The sequence below is a fragment of the Rhodovastum atsumiense genome (genome assembly GCF_937425535.1).
In the GTDB taxonomy this organism is placed as follows: domain Bacteria; phylum Pseudomonadota; class Alphaproteobacteria; order Acetobacterales; family Acetobacteraceae; genus Rhodovastum; species Rhodovastum atsumiense.
The window spans coordinates 102,530-118,970 of the sequence record NZ_OW485602.1 but is presented as its reverse complement, the minus strand read 5'-3'; the positions used below and the strand labels follow the sequence as shown (position 1 = coordinate 118,970).

Genomic DNA, 16,441 nt, shown 5'->3' with positions numbered 1-16,441 from the left:
AGGCCCCGCACCTCGTCGAGCCGTGTGACGGCACGGGCCAGTTCGGCCGGGCTCTGCAGCGCCGGCCCATCGCGCAACCGGTCGAGGGGGCTCCGCCGTGTCCCCTCGGGCGGAACCAACAGGCCCTCGAGCCGCTCGCGCCCCTCAAGCGTGAGGCCGGCCAGCGCCTGGCGCCAGAGCCGCTGGGCGGCACGGCTGCGCACGCGAGCGACAGCGCGCTCCAGCGTCGTCGCCCCAGGCAGCAGCACTTTGCGGACTACAAGCCAGGCGGTAGCACGGTCGAATAGCGCGCTCGGCCGGTCGGAGCCGGTCCAACACAGGGCGTAGAGCCAGCGGTTGAGCCGGAACTGCACGAGCGGATCGGAGAAGGATCGGTAGCCGTAGCGCTCGCGGATCTCGGCCGGGTGGCGCGTGCGCCAGCGCGAGGCCGCGTATTCGGCCATCAGCCCGTCCGGGACGACGCCGATCTGGTCGGCGACGAAGCGGACGGCGCGCGACGGAACGTCAGCCGGGTCATCGAGGAAGGCGCCAAGGAAACGCACGGTGCCGAGTTGCACCGCGAAGCCGAGGCGCATGTGGGCGCCACGGCGCCCGGCAACAAGGGCGCGGTCGGTGTCGTCGAGATGGAAGTAGCGGGCGAGTTGCTCGGGGCTGGGCTCCCCGGCGTAGCGGCCGTAGCGGCGCTCCTGCTCCTCGGTTAGGAAGGAGACGGGCACGTGGGTCTCGCCGGCTGGTCCGTCTGTCTCAGGATCGCGCCGCGTCGCCGCAGACCGGCTTGGCCAGTTCGCGGTAGAGGGTGCTGCGATGCACCTCAAGCAGCCGGGCGACCTCGCGCACGGGCCGCCCTTCCTCGACGAGCCTACGGCCGAGGGCGGCCTGCTCTGCAGCCAGCGAAGGCGGGCGGCCGAAGCGTACCCCCCGTGTCCGGGCCGCCTCGCGCCCGGCGCCTGTGCGGCTGAGAATCAGCGCGCGCTCGAACTCGGCGATGCCGGCGAACACCGTCAAAATCATCCGGCCGGCGGGGCTGGTGGTGTCTGCCCAGGGTTCGGCCAGACTGCGCAGCCCGGCACTGACCTCGCGCAGCCGCTCGGCGAGGTCAAGCAGGTCGCGGGTCGAGCGGGCCAAGCGGTCCAGGCGGGTGACGATCAGCACGTCGTCTTCCCGCAACTGATCGAACAGCCTGGCCAACTCTGGACGGTCACGGCGGGTGCCAGACGTGATTGCTCACGGGGTTGGCGGGAGGGGGTTGCGCTGGGCGCTGAGATGTGAATCAAAATCCGGATGCCGACACCTCCTCGCATCCGGCTGACCGAGGCTGAAAAGGACGCACTGCTGCTGGAGCAGGCGGCGCTGATTGAGCGCATGGCGGCGCGGATCGCCGAGTTGGAAGCGCTGGTTGGCAAACCGCGGAAGACGTCGTCGAATTCCAGCCTTCCGCCGTCCCAGGATGGCCCGGGGCGCAAGAACCGGGAGCGGAAGCAGTCGCGCAAACCCCGCCCCTCGCGACCGGGGGCGGCGCGGCCCCTGGCGGACACCCCCGATCAGACGGAACGCTGCCTGGTCGAGGCCTGCCCGCACTGCGGAACGGCCGTGGCCGAGACGGCGCAGCAGTGCCGCGAGCGCTACGACCACGTCGACCTTCCTGTCGTCCGCCCGCAGGTGACGCGGGTCGAAGTGTTCGGCGGACGGTGTCGCGGTTGCGGCCGGCGCTATCGCGCCCCGACGCCGGCGGGCATGCCACCGGGCACGCCGTTCGGACCGGGGATCCACGCCCTGCTGGCCTACCCGGCATTATGGAGCTGCCGCCACGAGCGAAATCAGCCTTGTACTCCTGCCGGGCTTCTGGCAGGAAAGGGTTGGGATCATTGCAGGTGGCTGGCCATGGCGCAACATTTCCTGCTTTCCGCGGCGGCACGCTCGCTCAGTACGGCGAAGGTCATGCGCATGTCGGATAGCGGCGTGGTGAACGTGTTCGTGCGCCTCCGCTGGCCTGAAACCGACGGCAAGCCGGTCTGCCCTGGCTGCGGCTGCATGATCTGCTACGCCTGCCCGAGATCACCGGACCGGCCGCGCTGGCGTTGCAAAGCGTGCCGCGGCGATTTCTCCATTACTTCGGGGACGCTGTTTGCGCACCACAAGCTGCCGTTGCGCACCTATCTGCTGGCCGTCGTCGCGTTCTGCAACGAGGTCAAGGGCCACAGCATGCTCGCGCTCTCCCGTGAGCTCGATGTCCAGCATAAGACGGCATTCGTCCTGGCGCACAAAATGCGCGAGGCAATGGCGTCCAGCACGAAGGCGTTGCGCATCGGCGGTGCAGGACGTGAGGTCGAGCTCGACGGCGCCTATTTCGGCGGCCATGTCCGGCCAGCCAATCTAGCGGCGAACCGGGTCGACCGGCGACTCGCCGAGAACCAGTCGGGCAAGCGCCAGGTCGTCGTGGTGATGCGCGAACGCCGCGGCCCCACGCTGGTGCAGGTGGTGCCGGCCGAGGAAGCTGTGCTGCCGATCATTTCCCAGCGGATCGCCCAAGCCACCGAGCTGCATGCCGACGAGAGCCCGGCCTGGAACAGGCTGCATGCCCACTTTCCGATGCGGCGTGTCAACCACCAGGAGGGCTATAGCATCGGGGGCGCCTGCACCAACGGCGCGGAGTCCTATTTTTCCCGTCTGCGCCGCAGCGAGCTGGGGCACCACCACCACATCGCCGGGCCGTATCTCCTCCGCTATGCCCAGGAAGCCGCCTGGCGGGAAGACGCGCGGCGCGTCAGCAACGGCGAGCAGGTGCATGGGGTGGTCCGCCTGGCTTTGCGGGGCCGGCCATCGATCGACTTCTGCGGCTATTGGCAGCGTTCCCGGGCGGCCTGACGCCCCCGCCATCTGACCACGCCGGCGGTCTCGACCCGCTCGATCGTGTCCTTGGCGCGGTTGAGCGATGCCAGAACGGTCTTCTGGATCAAGGCGTGCTGGCAATCGTCGCTGAGCGAAATGCTCTTCAGCTCCGTCATCCGCTCGACCACCTCGCGCGTCGTCATCGGCTGCGGCGCATCGCGCAGCACGTCGTAGATCAGCCGAAGGCATTCACCAGGGCGGAACCAGGCATTGCATCGCCGCCGCTGTCGAGGGCCGATCTCCTCGGGCCGGGTTTCCGGATCGAACAGCCGCATGGTGACATCGAGATGCATCAGGGCAGCGCGGTGCTCGCCCAGCTCCCGCTCCAGGCCTTTCACCAGCCCCGCCAACTCGGAGCGCTTGTCACGCAATACACGGATGACATGCTGCTCGGCCACCGCCACTCTCCTTCCGCATACCAGTGGGACGAGAGTAGATAGCCGATCTCAGAACGCGAACCGGCCAGCGGTGGCTTGTGCTACATGATACCGGATCAAAGCCTGGCGAAACAAGTTCTTCGTCTTCCTGCATGACCGGCGCGTTCCGCCGACCAACAACATTAGCGAGCAGGAAATCCGGCCCTCCGTGGTGTTCCGCAAGGTCACCAACGGGTTCCGCTCAGCCTGGGGTGCCAAGGTCCACGCCGGCTACCGATCGGTCACCGGGACGGCCCGCCTGAAAGGAACCACCGCTCTCAACGCCGTCCGCGCTCTCATCGACGGTTCGTTCGCCATCGCCTGAACCCAGCGTCAGCCAACCCGGTGAGCAATTACGTGCCAGACAGCTTCTCCTCGTAAAGGCGTCGGCAGCCGGCCTCGCGCAGCGCCTCGGCGCTGCAGGGCGAGGTCCTGATCCTCGGTGCTGACGCGGGCGTAGCAGCCCGTTGACGAAATCGTCCTGGCCTGATTCGTGGTGCTGACGGACATCGTGGCGGGGACGGCGGATGGCACTGGGTCGGCAGCGGACGCGGCAGGAGGAGATGCTGGTAACCTGGGCGGAGTTGCCGCGCTCGCCGGGCCATGCGTTTTACGACCGACTGCAGTCGGAACTCATCGCGGCCGAGTTCGACCCTTTTGTCGAGGGCGTGTGCGCAGCGCATTACGCCGAGCGGCGCGGCCGTCCGTCGCTGCCGCCGGGGCGCTACTTCCGGATGCTGCTGGTGGGCTACTTTGAAGGGATCGACAGCGAGCGCGGCCTGGAATGGCGGTGCAGCGACAGCCTGTCGCTGCGCGAGTTCCTGCGGCTTGGCCAGCGTGAGGCGGTGCCGGACCATTCGTGGCTGAGCCGCACCCGGAGCCGTCTGCCGCTGGAAGTGCATGACCAGGTTTTCGCCTGGGTGCTGCAGCGCCTGGCCGAGCGCGGTCTGGTCCGGGGCGAGCGGATCGGCGTGGACGCCTCGACGATGGAGGCCAACGCGGCGCTGCGCACGCTGGTGCGGCGCGACAACGGCGAAACCCATCGCGAGATGCTCAGGCGCATGGCACACGAGAGCGGCATCGAGACGCCGACGACGGAGGATCTGATCCGGCTCGACCGCGCCCGCAAGGACAAGACGCTCTCGAACGCCGACTGGGAGAGCCCGGTCGATGCCGAGGCGAAGATCGCCAAGATGAAGGACGGGCGCACGCATCTGGCCTACAAGCCCGAGCACGCGGTGGATCTCGACACCGGCGCGGTGATTGCCGCCGAGGTGCATGGCGCCGACCAGGGCGACACCACGACAATGCCCGGCACGCTCGCCGCGGCGGCGCGGCACCTGGCCGAGGTGAACGTGGCGCCGACCGCCGAGGCGCCAGCCGAACTGGTCGCCGACAAAGGGTATCACGCGCGGGCAGCGCTCAAGGATCTTGAGGACGGGCCGTGGAAGACCCGCATTGCCGAGCCGCAGCGCAAGGAATGCCTGCGCTGGAACGGCGACGATGCCGCACGGCGGGCCGTCTATAACAACCGCGCGAGACTGCTCTCCGGCGTCGCACGCGTCGCCTTCAGGCTGCGAGCCGAACGGGTGGAGCGATGTTTCGCCCTGATCCTCGATCGCGGCGGCATGCGCCGGGTGTGGCTCCGCGGCCGCGAGAAAGTGCAGAAACGCTACCTGATCCACGTCACTGGCTACAATCTCGGGTTGATCATGCGGCTCCTGACCGGGAGCGGAACACCAAGGGCCTTCCATGACCAAGGCTCGGCCTGGATCGGCCTCTTTGCGTGCCCCGATGGCGGTATGATGGCGCTGCTCATCGTCATCGCCGGCGGTCAGGCCGCCCTTCTCGCCATCGCCGTGCAGCCAGACGATCCAAACTGATCCAGTCGCAGCACCCGATTTCTCAACGGGCTGGTAGCCGAGGAGCATGGAACTGTCGCAAAAGTTGTCGCGGAACAGTGCCATTACGCGACACACTTTTGCAACCAAAAGATGCCCTGTTGGCGGGAAGCATCAACCTTGTCGCGGAAATCCTGACTTCCGCGACATTGCTATTGCCCCCGTCATCCGTCCCGCAGCCTTACCTACGTTGTCCGTTCCATTGCTCCCCAGACCCCCACATCAAGAATTGTCGCGCCTGTTCATCGAAAATTTGCTTCGATTTCATTCTCATATCGAATCGCTCGCATCTGCAAAGTGCATTTGCGCATGAAAATATCCACCAACACAGCTTGTGTCGCATTCAAGGTACAGCATTGTAATTACTTGCCGTTTTCAAAACGGACGTACAGCGCCCGAGAAGGCGGTGGTTGGTGTCACGCCCGGTTCTATGGGGTAATCAATTTTTCTCGATAACCATCAACTGTGCGATATTACTGAAGCAACCTTATATACGCGAATCTTATAACCATGCATGTACGATTTTGAGCGGAATTCGCTTGGCGACAAGGAGAAACGCTTTTGAGTAAATTTATAAGTTACTCGCAAAATTTTGAAGATCTGATGCTTTGGCGCGCCCTGAAGCATATCAACCAGGGACTTTATATTGATGTCGGCGCTGCCGATCCGGACCATGACAGCGTTACCCGTGCCTTTCATGAACGCGGCTGGCAAGGCGTGAATATCGAGCCGGCGCCCGACCATTTCGCCGCCTTGGCACGGGCACGCCCACAGGACGTGAACCTGCGGTGTCTGGCCGGGGCAGCGTCCGGGCAAGGTGTCCTGCACCACTTTGCCGGGACCGGGCTCAGCACGACGAATGCCAGCTACGCTGCCGCCCATACCGCCGAAGGCCGGGTGGCCGAATTGTTGCACCTGCCGGTCCGCACCCTCGCCGATATCTGCGCTGAGTGCGTCAGCGGAGATATCCACTTCCTGAAAATCGATGTGGAAGGTGCCGAGGCGGACGTGTTGCGAGGCATGGATTTCACGACCTGGCGCCCCTGGATCGTGGTGGTGGAAGCAACCGAACCGGACCGCCCCACGGAGAGCTGGCAGGGCTGGAATCCACTGTTGACCGACAACCACTATCAATTTGCCTGGTTCGACGGATTGAACCGGTTCTATCTGGCGGTGGAACGGGCGGGGGCGCTGGAACATGCCTTCCATACGCCCCCCAATGTGTTCGACCTGTGGGTCCGTCCGGCGGGCCAGGAGACGCAGGCGCTGCAGGAGCACTGCCGCGAAGTCGAAGCCCTGGCGCGCGCGGCACAGGAAGAGGCCGCGTCCGCCCATTCCGCCCTGGCCATCGCGAAAGCCCATGCCACCGCACTGGCCGCCGAACGGGACGCGGCGCTGTTGGCGCGCCGGCAGACAGAAGCCGCCTACGCCGCGGTGTTGAACAGCACATGCTGGCGCCTGACCGCTCCATTGCGAGCGATCGTGGACTCCGCCCGCAGCAACGACGTCCGGACCTTCCGCAAACCGAAACGCCCGGAGCAGATCACACCATTCCGATCGGGCTCCGTGGCACGGCTGCGGCACGTGGCCGGTCCCGGGAAGTTGGGTCTGAAGGGATTGAGCCGCATCGGCTTCTATGGGCTGGCGCGACTCCTCGCCCGTCTGCCGGGTGGACATGCCGCCGCTGCCCTGATCCGGCGCGTGACGCCCGCCGGCCATGCCTGGCTGCACGCCCGCTACGCCGCCTACCGCGACGCCGCCCTCGCGCCCGGCGAACAGGTACGACCGGCCGCCCCGGTGTCGTGGATGGCCGACGGCATCTCCGCCGAGGAAGGGCGCATGGCCTTGCGCCTGCGCCCGCGGATGAGCCTGGAGTGAGCATCCGATGAGGCTCGTCATCGACCTGCAAGGGGCACAGGGGCTGAGCCGCAACCGAGGCATCGGCCGGCTGTCGCGCGAGCTGGCCCGCGCCATGGTGCGCAGTTGCGGCAACCATGAGCCGGTGATTCTGCTCAACGAGGCCCTCGCCGAATCCGCAGATGAGCTGGCCGGTTTTTTCGCCACGATACTGCCACGGGAGAACATCCGCAGCTGGCACGGCCTGACCGGATGCGCCGAGGTCAGAGGCGGCAACATGGCCCGGCGACGCACCTGTGAAACCATCCGCGCCCAGGTGCTGGCCGGTCTCGATCCCGACCTTGTGCATGTCACCAGCGTCGTGGAAGGCGCGGGCGAGGACGTCGTCACCGCCTGGCCCGCGGGGCTGCAGCGTCTGCCTGTCGTCGCCACCTTCTACGATGCCATTCCGCTGATCCGTGCCGAAGATTATCTCCGCGGTCCCTGGCGGGATCTCAGGGGATGGTACTTGCGCCATGTACAGGAACTTCGCCACTGCGAGGCCCTGCTGGCCATTTCCGAATCGTCGCGCGGCGAAGCCATTGATCATGTTGGCTGCAATCCGGAACGGGTCTTCAACATCCGCGCCGGCTTCAACCGGGACAGCTTCCGCCCCACGCCCCTGCCGCCGCCGGAACGCACGGCACTGCTGACGCGCCATGGCCTGCGCACCGGCTTCGTGCTGTTCATCGGCGCGGGCGACATTCGCAAGAACGACCGCCGCCTGGTGGAAGCCTATGCCATGCTGCCGGCAGCCCTGCGCCTGGCGCATCAACTGGTGATCGTCGGCAGTTGGGAAGCGGAACGGGTGCGAGCCCGCGCCGAGGCGCTGGGGGTGACGGAAAACGATCTGGTGCTGTTGCGCCACGTACCGGAAACCGACCTGCCGCTGCTCTATTCCGCCTGCCATGTCTTCGTCATGCCCTCCGAGCACGAGGGCTTCGGCCTGCCGGCGTTGGAAGCCATGGCCTGCGGTGCGCCGGTGATCGCCAGCAACACCACCAGCCTGCCGGAAGTGGTCGGGCTGGAAGAGGCCTTGTTCGATCCCTACGAGCCCGCCAGCATTGCCCGGAAACTGCAGCAGGTCCTGACCGACGGCGTCCTGCGCGAGCGGCTGGCGGTGCATGGACTGGCCCGCTCGGCCGAGTTCGGTTGGGACACCAGTGCACGCCGCGCCTGGAGCGCGCTGGAAGAGGTACTGGATCGCCGCGCCCTCACCCCGCAGGCCGCACGGGGCCAGGCCCCTTTCCACCGGCCAGGCGCGCCGTTATCGCGCAAGCCGAAACTTGCCCATGTCGGGCCGTTGCCGCCGGATGCCTCCGGCATCGCCGACTACAGCCGCGACCTGCTGCCCGAACTGGCCCGCCATTACGACATCACCCTGGTCACGCAGAGCGGCCGCACGGATGACGATACGCTGTGCGCAAACTTCCCGGTGATCGACGAGGCAACCTTCGACAGGCTGGCGCATCGCTTCGATCGCATCCTGTACCAGATCGGCAATTCCCGTTTCCACAGCGGCATCGTCGAGACCTTGTTGCCGCGCCATCCGGGCGTGGCCATGCTGCACGACGCCTTCCTCGGCAATATCCCGCTGCATCGCTTCCTGGACAGCCAGGATCGGGACGAACTGGCGCGCACCCTGTTCGACAGCCATGGCTGGCCCGCGATACGCGCCCTGGCCGGGCGGGAGGCGGCAGATGTCTTGCAGCGCTTTCCCTGCAGCCTGCCGGTGTTCCGGCACGCGCTTGGGGTCATCCAGCATTCGGCGCATGCGCGCACGGTTGCCGCCCGGCATATCGGGCCCGCTGCAGCGGCAATGGTCCGGCTGATCCCGCATTTGGGCAAGTTCCGACCCCGGCACGACCGGGCCGAGGCGCGCGCGCGGCTGAACCTGCCGAAGGACGCCCCCGTGATCTGCTCTTTCGGCATCGTGGCCGAAACCAAGTGTCCGGAGACGGTGCTTGCGGCCTGGCAGGTCGCCCTTGCCGATCAGCCGCAGGCAAGGCTGGCCCTCGTCGGAGCGGTCGCGCCCGAACACGCCGAGGCGTTGCGCCGGCAGGCGACACGCCTCGGCGTACAGGACCGTTTCATCCTGACCGGACGGGTGGACGACGATACCTACCGGCTATGGCTGGATGCTTCTGATATCGCGGTGCAATTGCGCCGGGAGTCGCGGGGAGAAACCTCGGGGGCCATCATCGACTGCATGGCCTCACTGGTGCCGGTGGTGGCCAACGCCCATGGTTCGGCGGCCGAACTTCCGCCCGAGGCGGTGCTGTTGCTGCCGGACGCGGCGACGGTGCCGGCCATTGCTGCCGGCATCGCCGAACTCTGGGCCAGGCCGGATCGGCGCGCGGCACTGGCGGAAGCGGCGTTGGCGTGGTTGCGCGCCACCACCACGCCGGTGCGTATCGCCGCTATGTTCCACGACGCCATCGAGGCAGCCTATGTTGAGGGCGATGCGGCACGCCTGTTCGCCGCAACCCCCGGCAGCAGCGCCGCCGCCCTGCCGGCCGTCACACCGGCCGTTGACCCCTGCCTGCGCGAGGAAGACCTGCCCGATGCCGCACGGGCCCTGACCCGCAGCTTCCCTCCGGCCCTGCCGCGCCGGCTCCTGTTTGATGTCACGGACACGATGGACGGGGCGTCCGATGCGGCACGGAATATCCCGGAGATCGTGCGGCATGCCCTGCTTCATGCCGGGCCCGGTTGCATCGTCGAGATGATGTACATGGACGGGCCCATGCCGCGCCATGCCCGCGCCGCCGCCGCACGCCTGCTTGGTCTGCCCCTGCATGGGCTGGTGGATGCCCCGGTCAGCATCGGGCCGGGCGACACGCTGGTGGTGATGGCCGGGCACGCCACCTTCACCGCCGAACAGGCCGCAGCGCTGCGCCGGCTGCGGCGCCAGGGGGCGCACGTGGTGGTCATGGTCGATGCGCTGGCAACCTTGCAGCATCCGCAGCCATTGCCGTCCGGGACCCGGCCGGCAAGGCGGCAAGATGGGCAGGGAATGCTGCGCCTTGCCGATGCCGCTCTCTGCTTTTCCAGAGAAGTGGCCGAAACACTGATGGCATGGCTGGACAGTGGCGAGACCGGCAGGCACCATCCGCTCGATTTGGGGTGGCTGCACCCCGCGTCCTCTCCCCGGCGCGCGGACGAGGCGTCCGGGCCGGCAATGCCGGACGGGATGACGGCTCTTCTGGCCTCTTTGGCCTTCGGCCCGTGGCCGCTGCGCTGGAGCCCACGGCCAGGCTGATGCGCAGGCGGAGCGGCGAAACCGTCATCACCGGACGGCGTCACCAAGCGCCACGGCAATGATCGCGCCCGGAGGCGCATGGGCAACACGCCCGCATTCGTCCCCGCTCGCCAGGTGCCGGAGGCAGTGTCCGCCCAGGTCATGACGCTTCCAGTCCCTTGGGCACCTCACCTCGCAGACGATCGAAGCAACAACCGTGCATCGGATAAAGGCCCGGCATGGCCCGCGCTTTGCGTTGCGCCCGCCAGCCCTGCCGCGATGGCACGGGTTGCACGGTCTTTTCGAATGACATGCATAATTAAAGAAAAGCGAGATCAGCAATAGCCATCTCAGGAATGCCGGATTGCGACCACTGAATTACGACTGCAAAATAATAACCATAAGAATCAGATTAAACCGTATCGAATGGGCCATCGCCTGACTTTTGGAATTCAACTTTAAGGATATTTTAAGATAGATTAATCGCGTGATTTGTTACAAAAACAAATATCACGCGGAAAGAAATATACCCATGCCGACGCTTGATTTATCGAAATATACAGAAGTATTTCATGAAGATTTTGAGAGCATTACAGGTATCGACAGATCAAAATTCCCGAAAATCTGGGGAAATTCTTCCGATTTTTCTTTCACGAAAGGCGCGGTGACGCTGACCTCGCGTGCATCGGAGGGCTGGGCCAATGTCGGGTTCATGACCTCGGTATCCGGCGGCAGCAATGGCTGGATGTATGGCCTGTTCCAGGTAACGGCGTCCCTGCAGGCCGGGGAAGGCGTGGGGCCCTGCATCGTGCTCTGGCCCAATGACGATGTCTGGCCCGGGCCCGAAATCGACCTCCTGGAGAGAATAGACAACACGACTGGCTATTACACGGTCCATTGGAAAGGGAGTGATGGCAAGGATAAATATTCGTATCAAACTTTCAGCCTGGATCTGACACAACCACATACTTATGCGGTCGACTGGCAGCCAGGTAGCCTCACTTACTACATCGACGGCGTGCAGCTCTTTCACACCACCCAGCACGTCCCGACCCAGGCCGAAGCGTTCGGGGTGGAGGTGACCGCCGCCGGATCGAAGCCGGTGAGCAGCAGCGTCAGCATGACAGTCTACGACATGAGCGTTTCCCAACTGCGGCTGGGCACGTCGCCAATGACGTTCGCTGCCCCGCTCACCACGATGATCCCGGCCGGGCTGGGCAGCTATGGTACAGCCGCCGACGGGGAAACCGTGCTGGCGACCGCAGGAGACCACAGCTTCGTGCTGTCAGGGAACAACCAGATCGCCAGGGCCGTCGGCGGGGCAGCAAACATCACGGCGAGCGGGAATGCCGCCCGCATCACCACCGGAAATGCCAACGACACCATCACCGTTTCCGGCACAGGCAGTGCCATCGATGCCGGCGCCGGCATCAACACCATTCATGACAACGGCAGTGGCACGATCATCACCTTGCCAGCAGCCGGCAAAGGCGTCGACCGCATCTTCGGCGCCGAATTCACCAACGGCGCCGTCTTTGATCTGCGGATGGCCCTGGCGGACGTAGGCTGGGGCGGCGAGATGACGAACCTGGCACAGTACCTGACGGTTCGCCCCATCAACGGCGGAGCCGACCTGCAGGTGGCGATCATGCTGGGCAACTGGACCGGGATCGCGACATTGTACGGCCATGGCCAGCAGACCATGGCCGCGTTCCTGCAGCATGCGATTCTCTCGGGCACCTCGCCGGCCGCAGCAGGCGTCGGCCCCATCGCACCGGGGACGACCACGCCTCCGGCCGCCCCCAGCAACACCGCCGCTGCTTCCCTTGTCGTGGCCAAAAGCAATGACTGGACCGGCCGAACCGCCTCGGCCACCAGCCTGCGCGGGACCTCCAGTCCGAATGCGACCATCACCGTGACACGCAACGGCGCCGCACTCGGAACGGCAACCGCTGATGTGTCCGGTCAGTGGAACGTCGACCTGTCGAACGTCACCGGCGCGGCGCATGTCGTCATCACCAGCCAGGCCGCTGCCGGCAACACCGCCGTGGCGTCACTGTCCCTCGACGTGCTCGGGCTTGGGACACCGATGGACGGCATCGTGAAGATCGGCATGACGTCACGGGATCTCGGCACGCAGTTGCGCAACGGCACCACGCTGCTCTACGGCACGGGGACCGGGACAATCCGGTTGGCAGACGGCGATTTCAGCCTGGGCACCAGCACCACCCCCGCCTTCGTGGCACGGCTTTACCAGTCGCTGCTGGGGCGGACGGCGGACGCGAATGGCATGGCAGTGTGGAGCAACGCCCTCGGCCAGCAGCCGCCCGGCACCGTCACCAACGCCTTTATCAACAGCGCCGAATACGCGGCGCGACATGGAACACAGTCGGACAGCACCTCCATCGCCGGCCTCTACCACGATGTGCTTGGCCGTGATGGCGAGGCAGACGGCATGCAGACCTGGATCGGCGCCCTTGCCAGTGGGATCTCACGTGGAGACGTGGCGGCCGCTTTTGTCAGCTCGGGAGAGGCGCAGCAGCATTGGGCGGACTTAACCTCTCAGGGCCTGTTCGCATACGACCTCGACGCGGAGGTCGTGCGGGAGGTCTATAAGACGGGCCTCGGGCGCGAAGCAGAAGCAGGAGCCATCGGCACCTGGGGCAACGCCCTTCATCAAGGCATGTCACTGACTGATTTCTGCACGGCCATCAGCAACTCAGGCGAGTTTCAGGGCCGCCACGCGGCACAGTCGGATAGCGCTTATGTTGCAAGCCTTTATCAGGACGGCCTGGGACGGACGATCGACCCCGCAGGAGGCGCATGCTGGACAGGGATGCTCGCCTCTGGAATGAGCCGTGGCTCGCTTCTGATGGCAATCGCCACTTCGCAGGAGTGTCGCCAGAATCTGGATTGGGCCTTGTAGCCGGAACAACGGCAGCAGCCATGGCAGCAACTGGGCGACGATGACGCGTCCAGGATTTCCACCATCGCCCGACTACTGCCGCTGTCACGTCAAGTAACTTTCGTTGGGATTCCCAACACCATATGGTGATGGATAAGAATGAACAGATGCCTACCAGGGTAGATGTTTTTCAATTTTTGAGCATTGTTGTTCAAGAGACATTCGCTCTCATGGAACAAAAACCCACCAAATAGCAGGCAACATTGCGTTAATGAAGCGCAGGTGATATTGATGCGGCTATTTACATGGAGCGTATAATGCCTCCTGAAGTCCAGAACGATCAGAGCACGCAGGGATTTTCCACAAATTTTCCGAATTTCTCAGCCAAAATTCGCGATAAAATTGATGAATTGCGGGGATTTTATTGGCATCATACTATAGAAATCCTTCCAGGAATTACAATGAATGGCGGCAAGACTGCGGATGTGCTTGAGCAGGAATGCGGCGCCATCCTGGATTTGATCGACCTATCCAACCGGACCGTCCTCGATATCGGCACCTGGAACGGCTATTATGCATTTGCGGCCAAGCGGGCCGGCGCCCGCCATGTCATGGCAACCGACAGCTATGTCTGGCGCTCTCCTTTATTCCGGGGGCGCGAGACGTTCGAGCTCGCCCGCGAATGCCTCGCCATCGACGTGGATGCGGAGGAAATCGACCCCACCGACTTCCCCGGAAATCTGGAGCCGGCAGATGTCGTACTCTTCCTGGGTGTCTTCTACCATCTGATCGACCCCATCATGGTCCTGCAGAAAGTGGCGGCACTCACCCGGGATCTGCTGATTGTCGAGACGCACCAGGACCTGCACGACCTGCCTCGCCCTGCCATGGTGTTTTACCCTGGCGCCGAGCTGAACGGCGACGATTCGAACTGGTGGGGCCCCAATCCGCAGTGCCTGTTGGACCTGCTGGAGCATGTCGGCTTCCGGCAGGTGTTCTACCAGAGGCACCCTCATGCTCCCGGGCGCGGGATCTATCATGCCTTCCGCACGGCCGACGTTGCCGCCGGTTACCTGAAGAAAACCGCGGATAACATCACCTTCTTCGACCTGCACACGCAAGCCGGGCGCCAAGCCGTCTTTGGCCGCCAGCCACCAAACGATGAGCACACGACCGCCACAGCGCCGCCCGCACCGGGCACGGACAGCGAACTGGCAACACTGCAGGCCGCTCATGCCGCATTGCACCGCGAGTGTGCCGAACTCGCCGCACATCGTGATGCGCTGCTGGCCTCAACAAGCTGGCGATTGACCGCGCCAATGCGGATGGCGGTATCCTGGCTGCGGCACAAGGCGTAGAGCGGACCGGCGCGCCCCGGATGACCACATCAGCCCCCTCTTGCCCAGCGCGCATTCGTTGTGGTCGTGCCGCCCCCTTCAACCCGCTCCTGTCCGGGTTTCAACGGATGCCGTGGACGTTCGTTGGACGCCCCCTTCATCGAGCGGCTATGGCAGTTGCCAAAGAACCTTGGCGACTCGGATTTGATGAAGAGGCTTTCTTTTAAGTTGAAGATCCTGGAAGGTTTGACATCAGAACAGACACATCACCGAGCAGGTGAACACGTTCGCATAAAACGCGAATGATTGACTGTATACGATAAAAGCGTGATTTGTCTCGAATTGCCCATGCCGAGAAAAATTTCAGGATCGCTGTGACGCGGCTGATGACCTGTTAATTGAAGGACAGCCACGCCTTGCAAACACATCCTACACAAAAGGACGAGCGGATCATCGACGAGCAAAGCCGCTGAATGGCACATGATGTATTCAAATTTACGTTGGTTTCCTGATTCCCATACCCCGCACTGAGGCTCTCAGCGCATTCGGGAAGGAATTTCGTGATGTCAAGCTGCACCCCGATCGAAGGATGCCGTGTCAGCGGCAGCCGGCACCTGTTGCCGGTGCTCGAACTTGGAGAACAGGCGTTGACCGGCGTATTCCCGCGCAGCCCTGCGGCCAGGATCTCGACCGGCCCGCTGCGTCTGGTTTGGTGTCCCGACTCCGGTCTGCTGCAGCTCTCGCATTCCTATGACACGAGCGAAATGTATGGCTGCAACTACGGCTACCGATCCGGCCTCAACCGGAGCATGGTCGAACACCTGACGCAGAAGGTCCGCGAACTTGAACGCCTGACCGACCTGCAGCCAGGCGATACGGTCCTGGACATTGGCTCGAACGATGCGACGACACTCAAGGCCTACACCACGCCTGCTCTGCATCGAGTGGGCATCGACCCCACGGGAGAGAAGTTCCGTGCGTTCTATCCGCCCGAAACCACCCTGGTGGCAGACTTCTTCTCGGCGGCCGCCTATCGCCGCAGCGGCGCCAACGCTGCGAAGATCGTCACTTCCATCGCCATGTTCTATGACCTGGAAGATCCAATCGGCTTCGTCCGCCAGATCGAATCCGTCCTGGCGCCAGGCGGAATCTGGCATTTCGAGCAGAGCTACATGCCCTCGATGCTACGCATGGTTTCCTATGACACGGTGTGTCACGAGCATCTGGAGTACTACTCTCTCACTGTCGTAAAGCGTATCCTGGATGCGGCCGATCTGCGTCCCATCGACGTCAAGATGAACAGCGTCAACGGTGGCAGTTTTGCGGTGACGGCAGTCCGCAGGAATGACCCCCGGATCGGCTCGGAAGCTGTCGTGAACTGGCTTCTGGAGCAGGAAGACCGCATGGGCCTGAACACACCGCGGCCTTACCGCGACTTCGAGGAGCGTGTATTCCGTCATCGCAGCGACCTTCGCCGGTTGCTGGAAACGCTGAAGGCCGATGGCAAGAAGGTGATCGGCTACGGCGCATCAACCAAGGGAAATGTCGTACTGCAATTCTGCGACATCGGTCCCGATCTCCTGCCCTGCATCGCCGAGGTCAACGAAGACAAATTCGGCGCCTTCACGCCCGGCACGGGCATTCCCATCGTCTCCGAGGCCGAGGCCCATGCCATGCATCCCGACTACTTCCTGGTCCTGCCATGGCATTTCCGTGACGGCATCATGCGACGCGAGGGAGAATTCCTCGCCAGTGGAGGACGAATGATCTTTCCTTTCCCCGAGATCGAGATTGTCTGACGGAGTGCCGCCGCCGGAGGTGCGCCTGATCCATGATTGCCCCCGTCAACAGGGCGG

The 16,441-nt window shown here is 64.3% G+C and carries 8 protein-coding genes and 4 pseudogenes; 9 read left to right on the top strand and 3 right to left on the bottom strand.

Going from position 1 to position 16,441, the window contains the following annotated elements:
• Window positions 1–212: 212 nt before the first annotated feature.
• Together NBY65_RS29560 and NBY65_RS29555 are read right to left on the bottom strand one after the other, a co-directional pair.
• Window positions 213–716, bottom strand: a pseudogene (locus tag NBY65_RS29560) (DUF4158 domain-containing protein); the annotation flags it as partial.
• Between the two features lie 28 nt (window positions 717–744).
• A pseudogene (locus NBY65_RS29555) lies at window positions 745–1,215 on the bottom strand (recombinase family protein); the annotation flags it as partial.
• Between the two features lie 66 nt (window positions 1,216–1,281).
• Between NBY65_RS29555 and NBY65_RS29550 the strand changes: the two are divergent.
• Both NBY65_RS29550 and NBY65_RS29545 read left to right on the top strand, forming a co-directional pair.
• Window positions 1,282–1,785, top strand: a pseudogene (locus NBY65_RS29550) (DUF6444 domain-containing protein); the annotation flags it as partial.
• A 96-nt stretch (window positions 1,786–1,881) separates the two neighbouring features.
• The gene (locus tag NBY65_RS29545) at window positions 1,882–2,865 is read left to right on the top strand and encodes an IS1595 family transposase (RefSeq protein WP_250265958.1); all 984 of its coding nucleotides are present in this window, start codon (window positions 1,882–1,884) and stop codon (window positions 2,863–2,865) included.
• Here the strand turns inward: NBY65_RS29545 and NBY65_RS29540 are convergent.
• Entirely contained in the window at window positions 2,838–3,287 is a 450-nt protein-coding gene (locus NBY65_RS29540; RefSeq protein ID WP_250265847.1) for a hypothetical protein, read from the bottom strand. The genes NBY65_RS29545 and NBY65_RS29540 overlap by 28 nt on opposite strands.
• 91 nt (window positions 3,288–3,378) lie before the next feature.
• Between NBY65_RS29540 and NBY65_RS29535 the strand changes: the two are divergent.
• From NBY65_RS29535 to NBY65_RS29505, 7 genes and pseudogenes are all read left to right on the top strand, one after another.
• Window positions 3,379–3,630, top strand: a pseudogene (locus NBY65_RS29535) (IS66 family transposase); the annotation flags it as partial.
• 202 nt (window positions 3,631–3,832) lie between these two features.
• Window positions 3,833–5,188: a transposase gene (locus tag NBY65_RS29530; RefSeq protein WP_250265846.1), complete on the top strand. Its 1,356-nt coding sequence runs from the start codon at window positions 3,833–3,835 to the stop codon at window positions 5,186–5,188.
• Window positions 5,189–5,809: 621 nt separating this feature from the next.
• Entirely contained in the window at window positions 5,810–7,084 is a 1,275-nt protein-coding gene (locus tag NBY65_RS29525) for an FkbM family methyltransferase (protein WP_250265845.1), read from the top strand.
• Between the two features lie 7 nt (window positions 7,085–7,091).
• Window positions 7,092–10,364, top strand: coding sequence for a glycosyltransferase (locus NBY65_RS29520; RefSeq protein WP_250265844.1), 3,273 nt, complete (start codon window positions 7,092–7,094; stop codon window positions 10,362–10,364).
• Window positions 10,365–10,875: 511 nt separating this feature from the next.
• On the top strand, window positions 10,876–13,269 hold the full coding sequence (locus NBY65_RS29515) for a DUF4214 domain-containing protein (RefSeq protein ID WP_250265843.1): 2,394 nt from the start codon (window positions 10,876–10,878) through the stop codon (window positions 13,267–13,269).
• Between the two features lie 296 nt (window positions 13,270–13,565).
• A complete protein-coding gene (locus NBY65_RS29510) occupies window positions 13,566–14,606 on the top strand; it encodes a class I SAM-dependent methyltransferase (protein WP_250265842.1) in 1,041 nt (346 codons plus the stop codon).
• 542 nt (window positions 14,607–15,148) lie between these two features.
• Window positions 15,149–16,384 (top strand): class I SAM-dependent methyltransferase, encoded by a 1,236-nt coding sequence (locus tag NBY65_RS29505; RefSeq protein WP_250265840.1) that lies wholly within the window; start codon window positions 15,149–15,151, stop codon window positions 16,382–16,384.
• Window positions 16,385–16,441 lie beyond the last annotated feature (57 nt).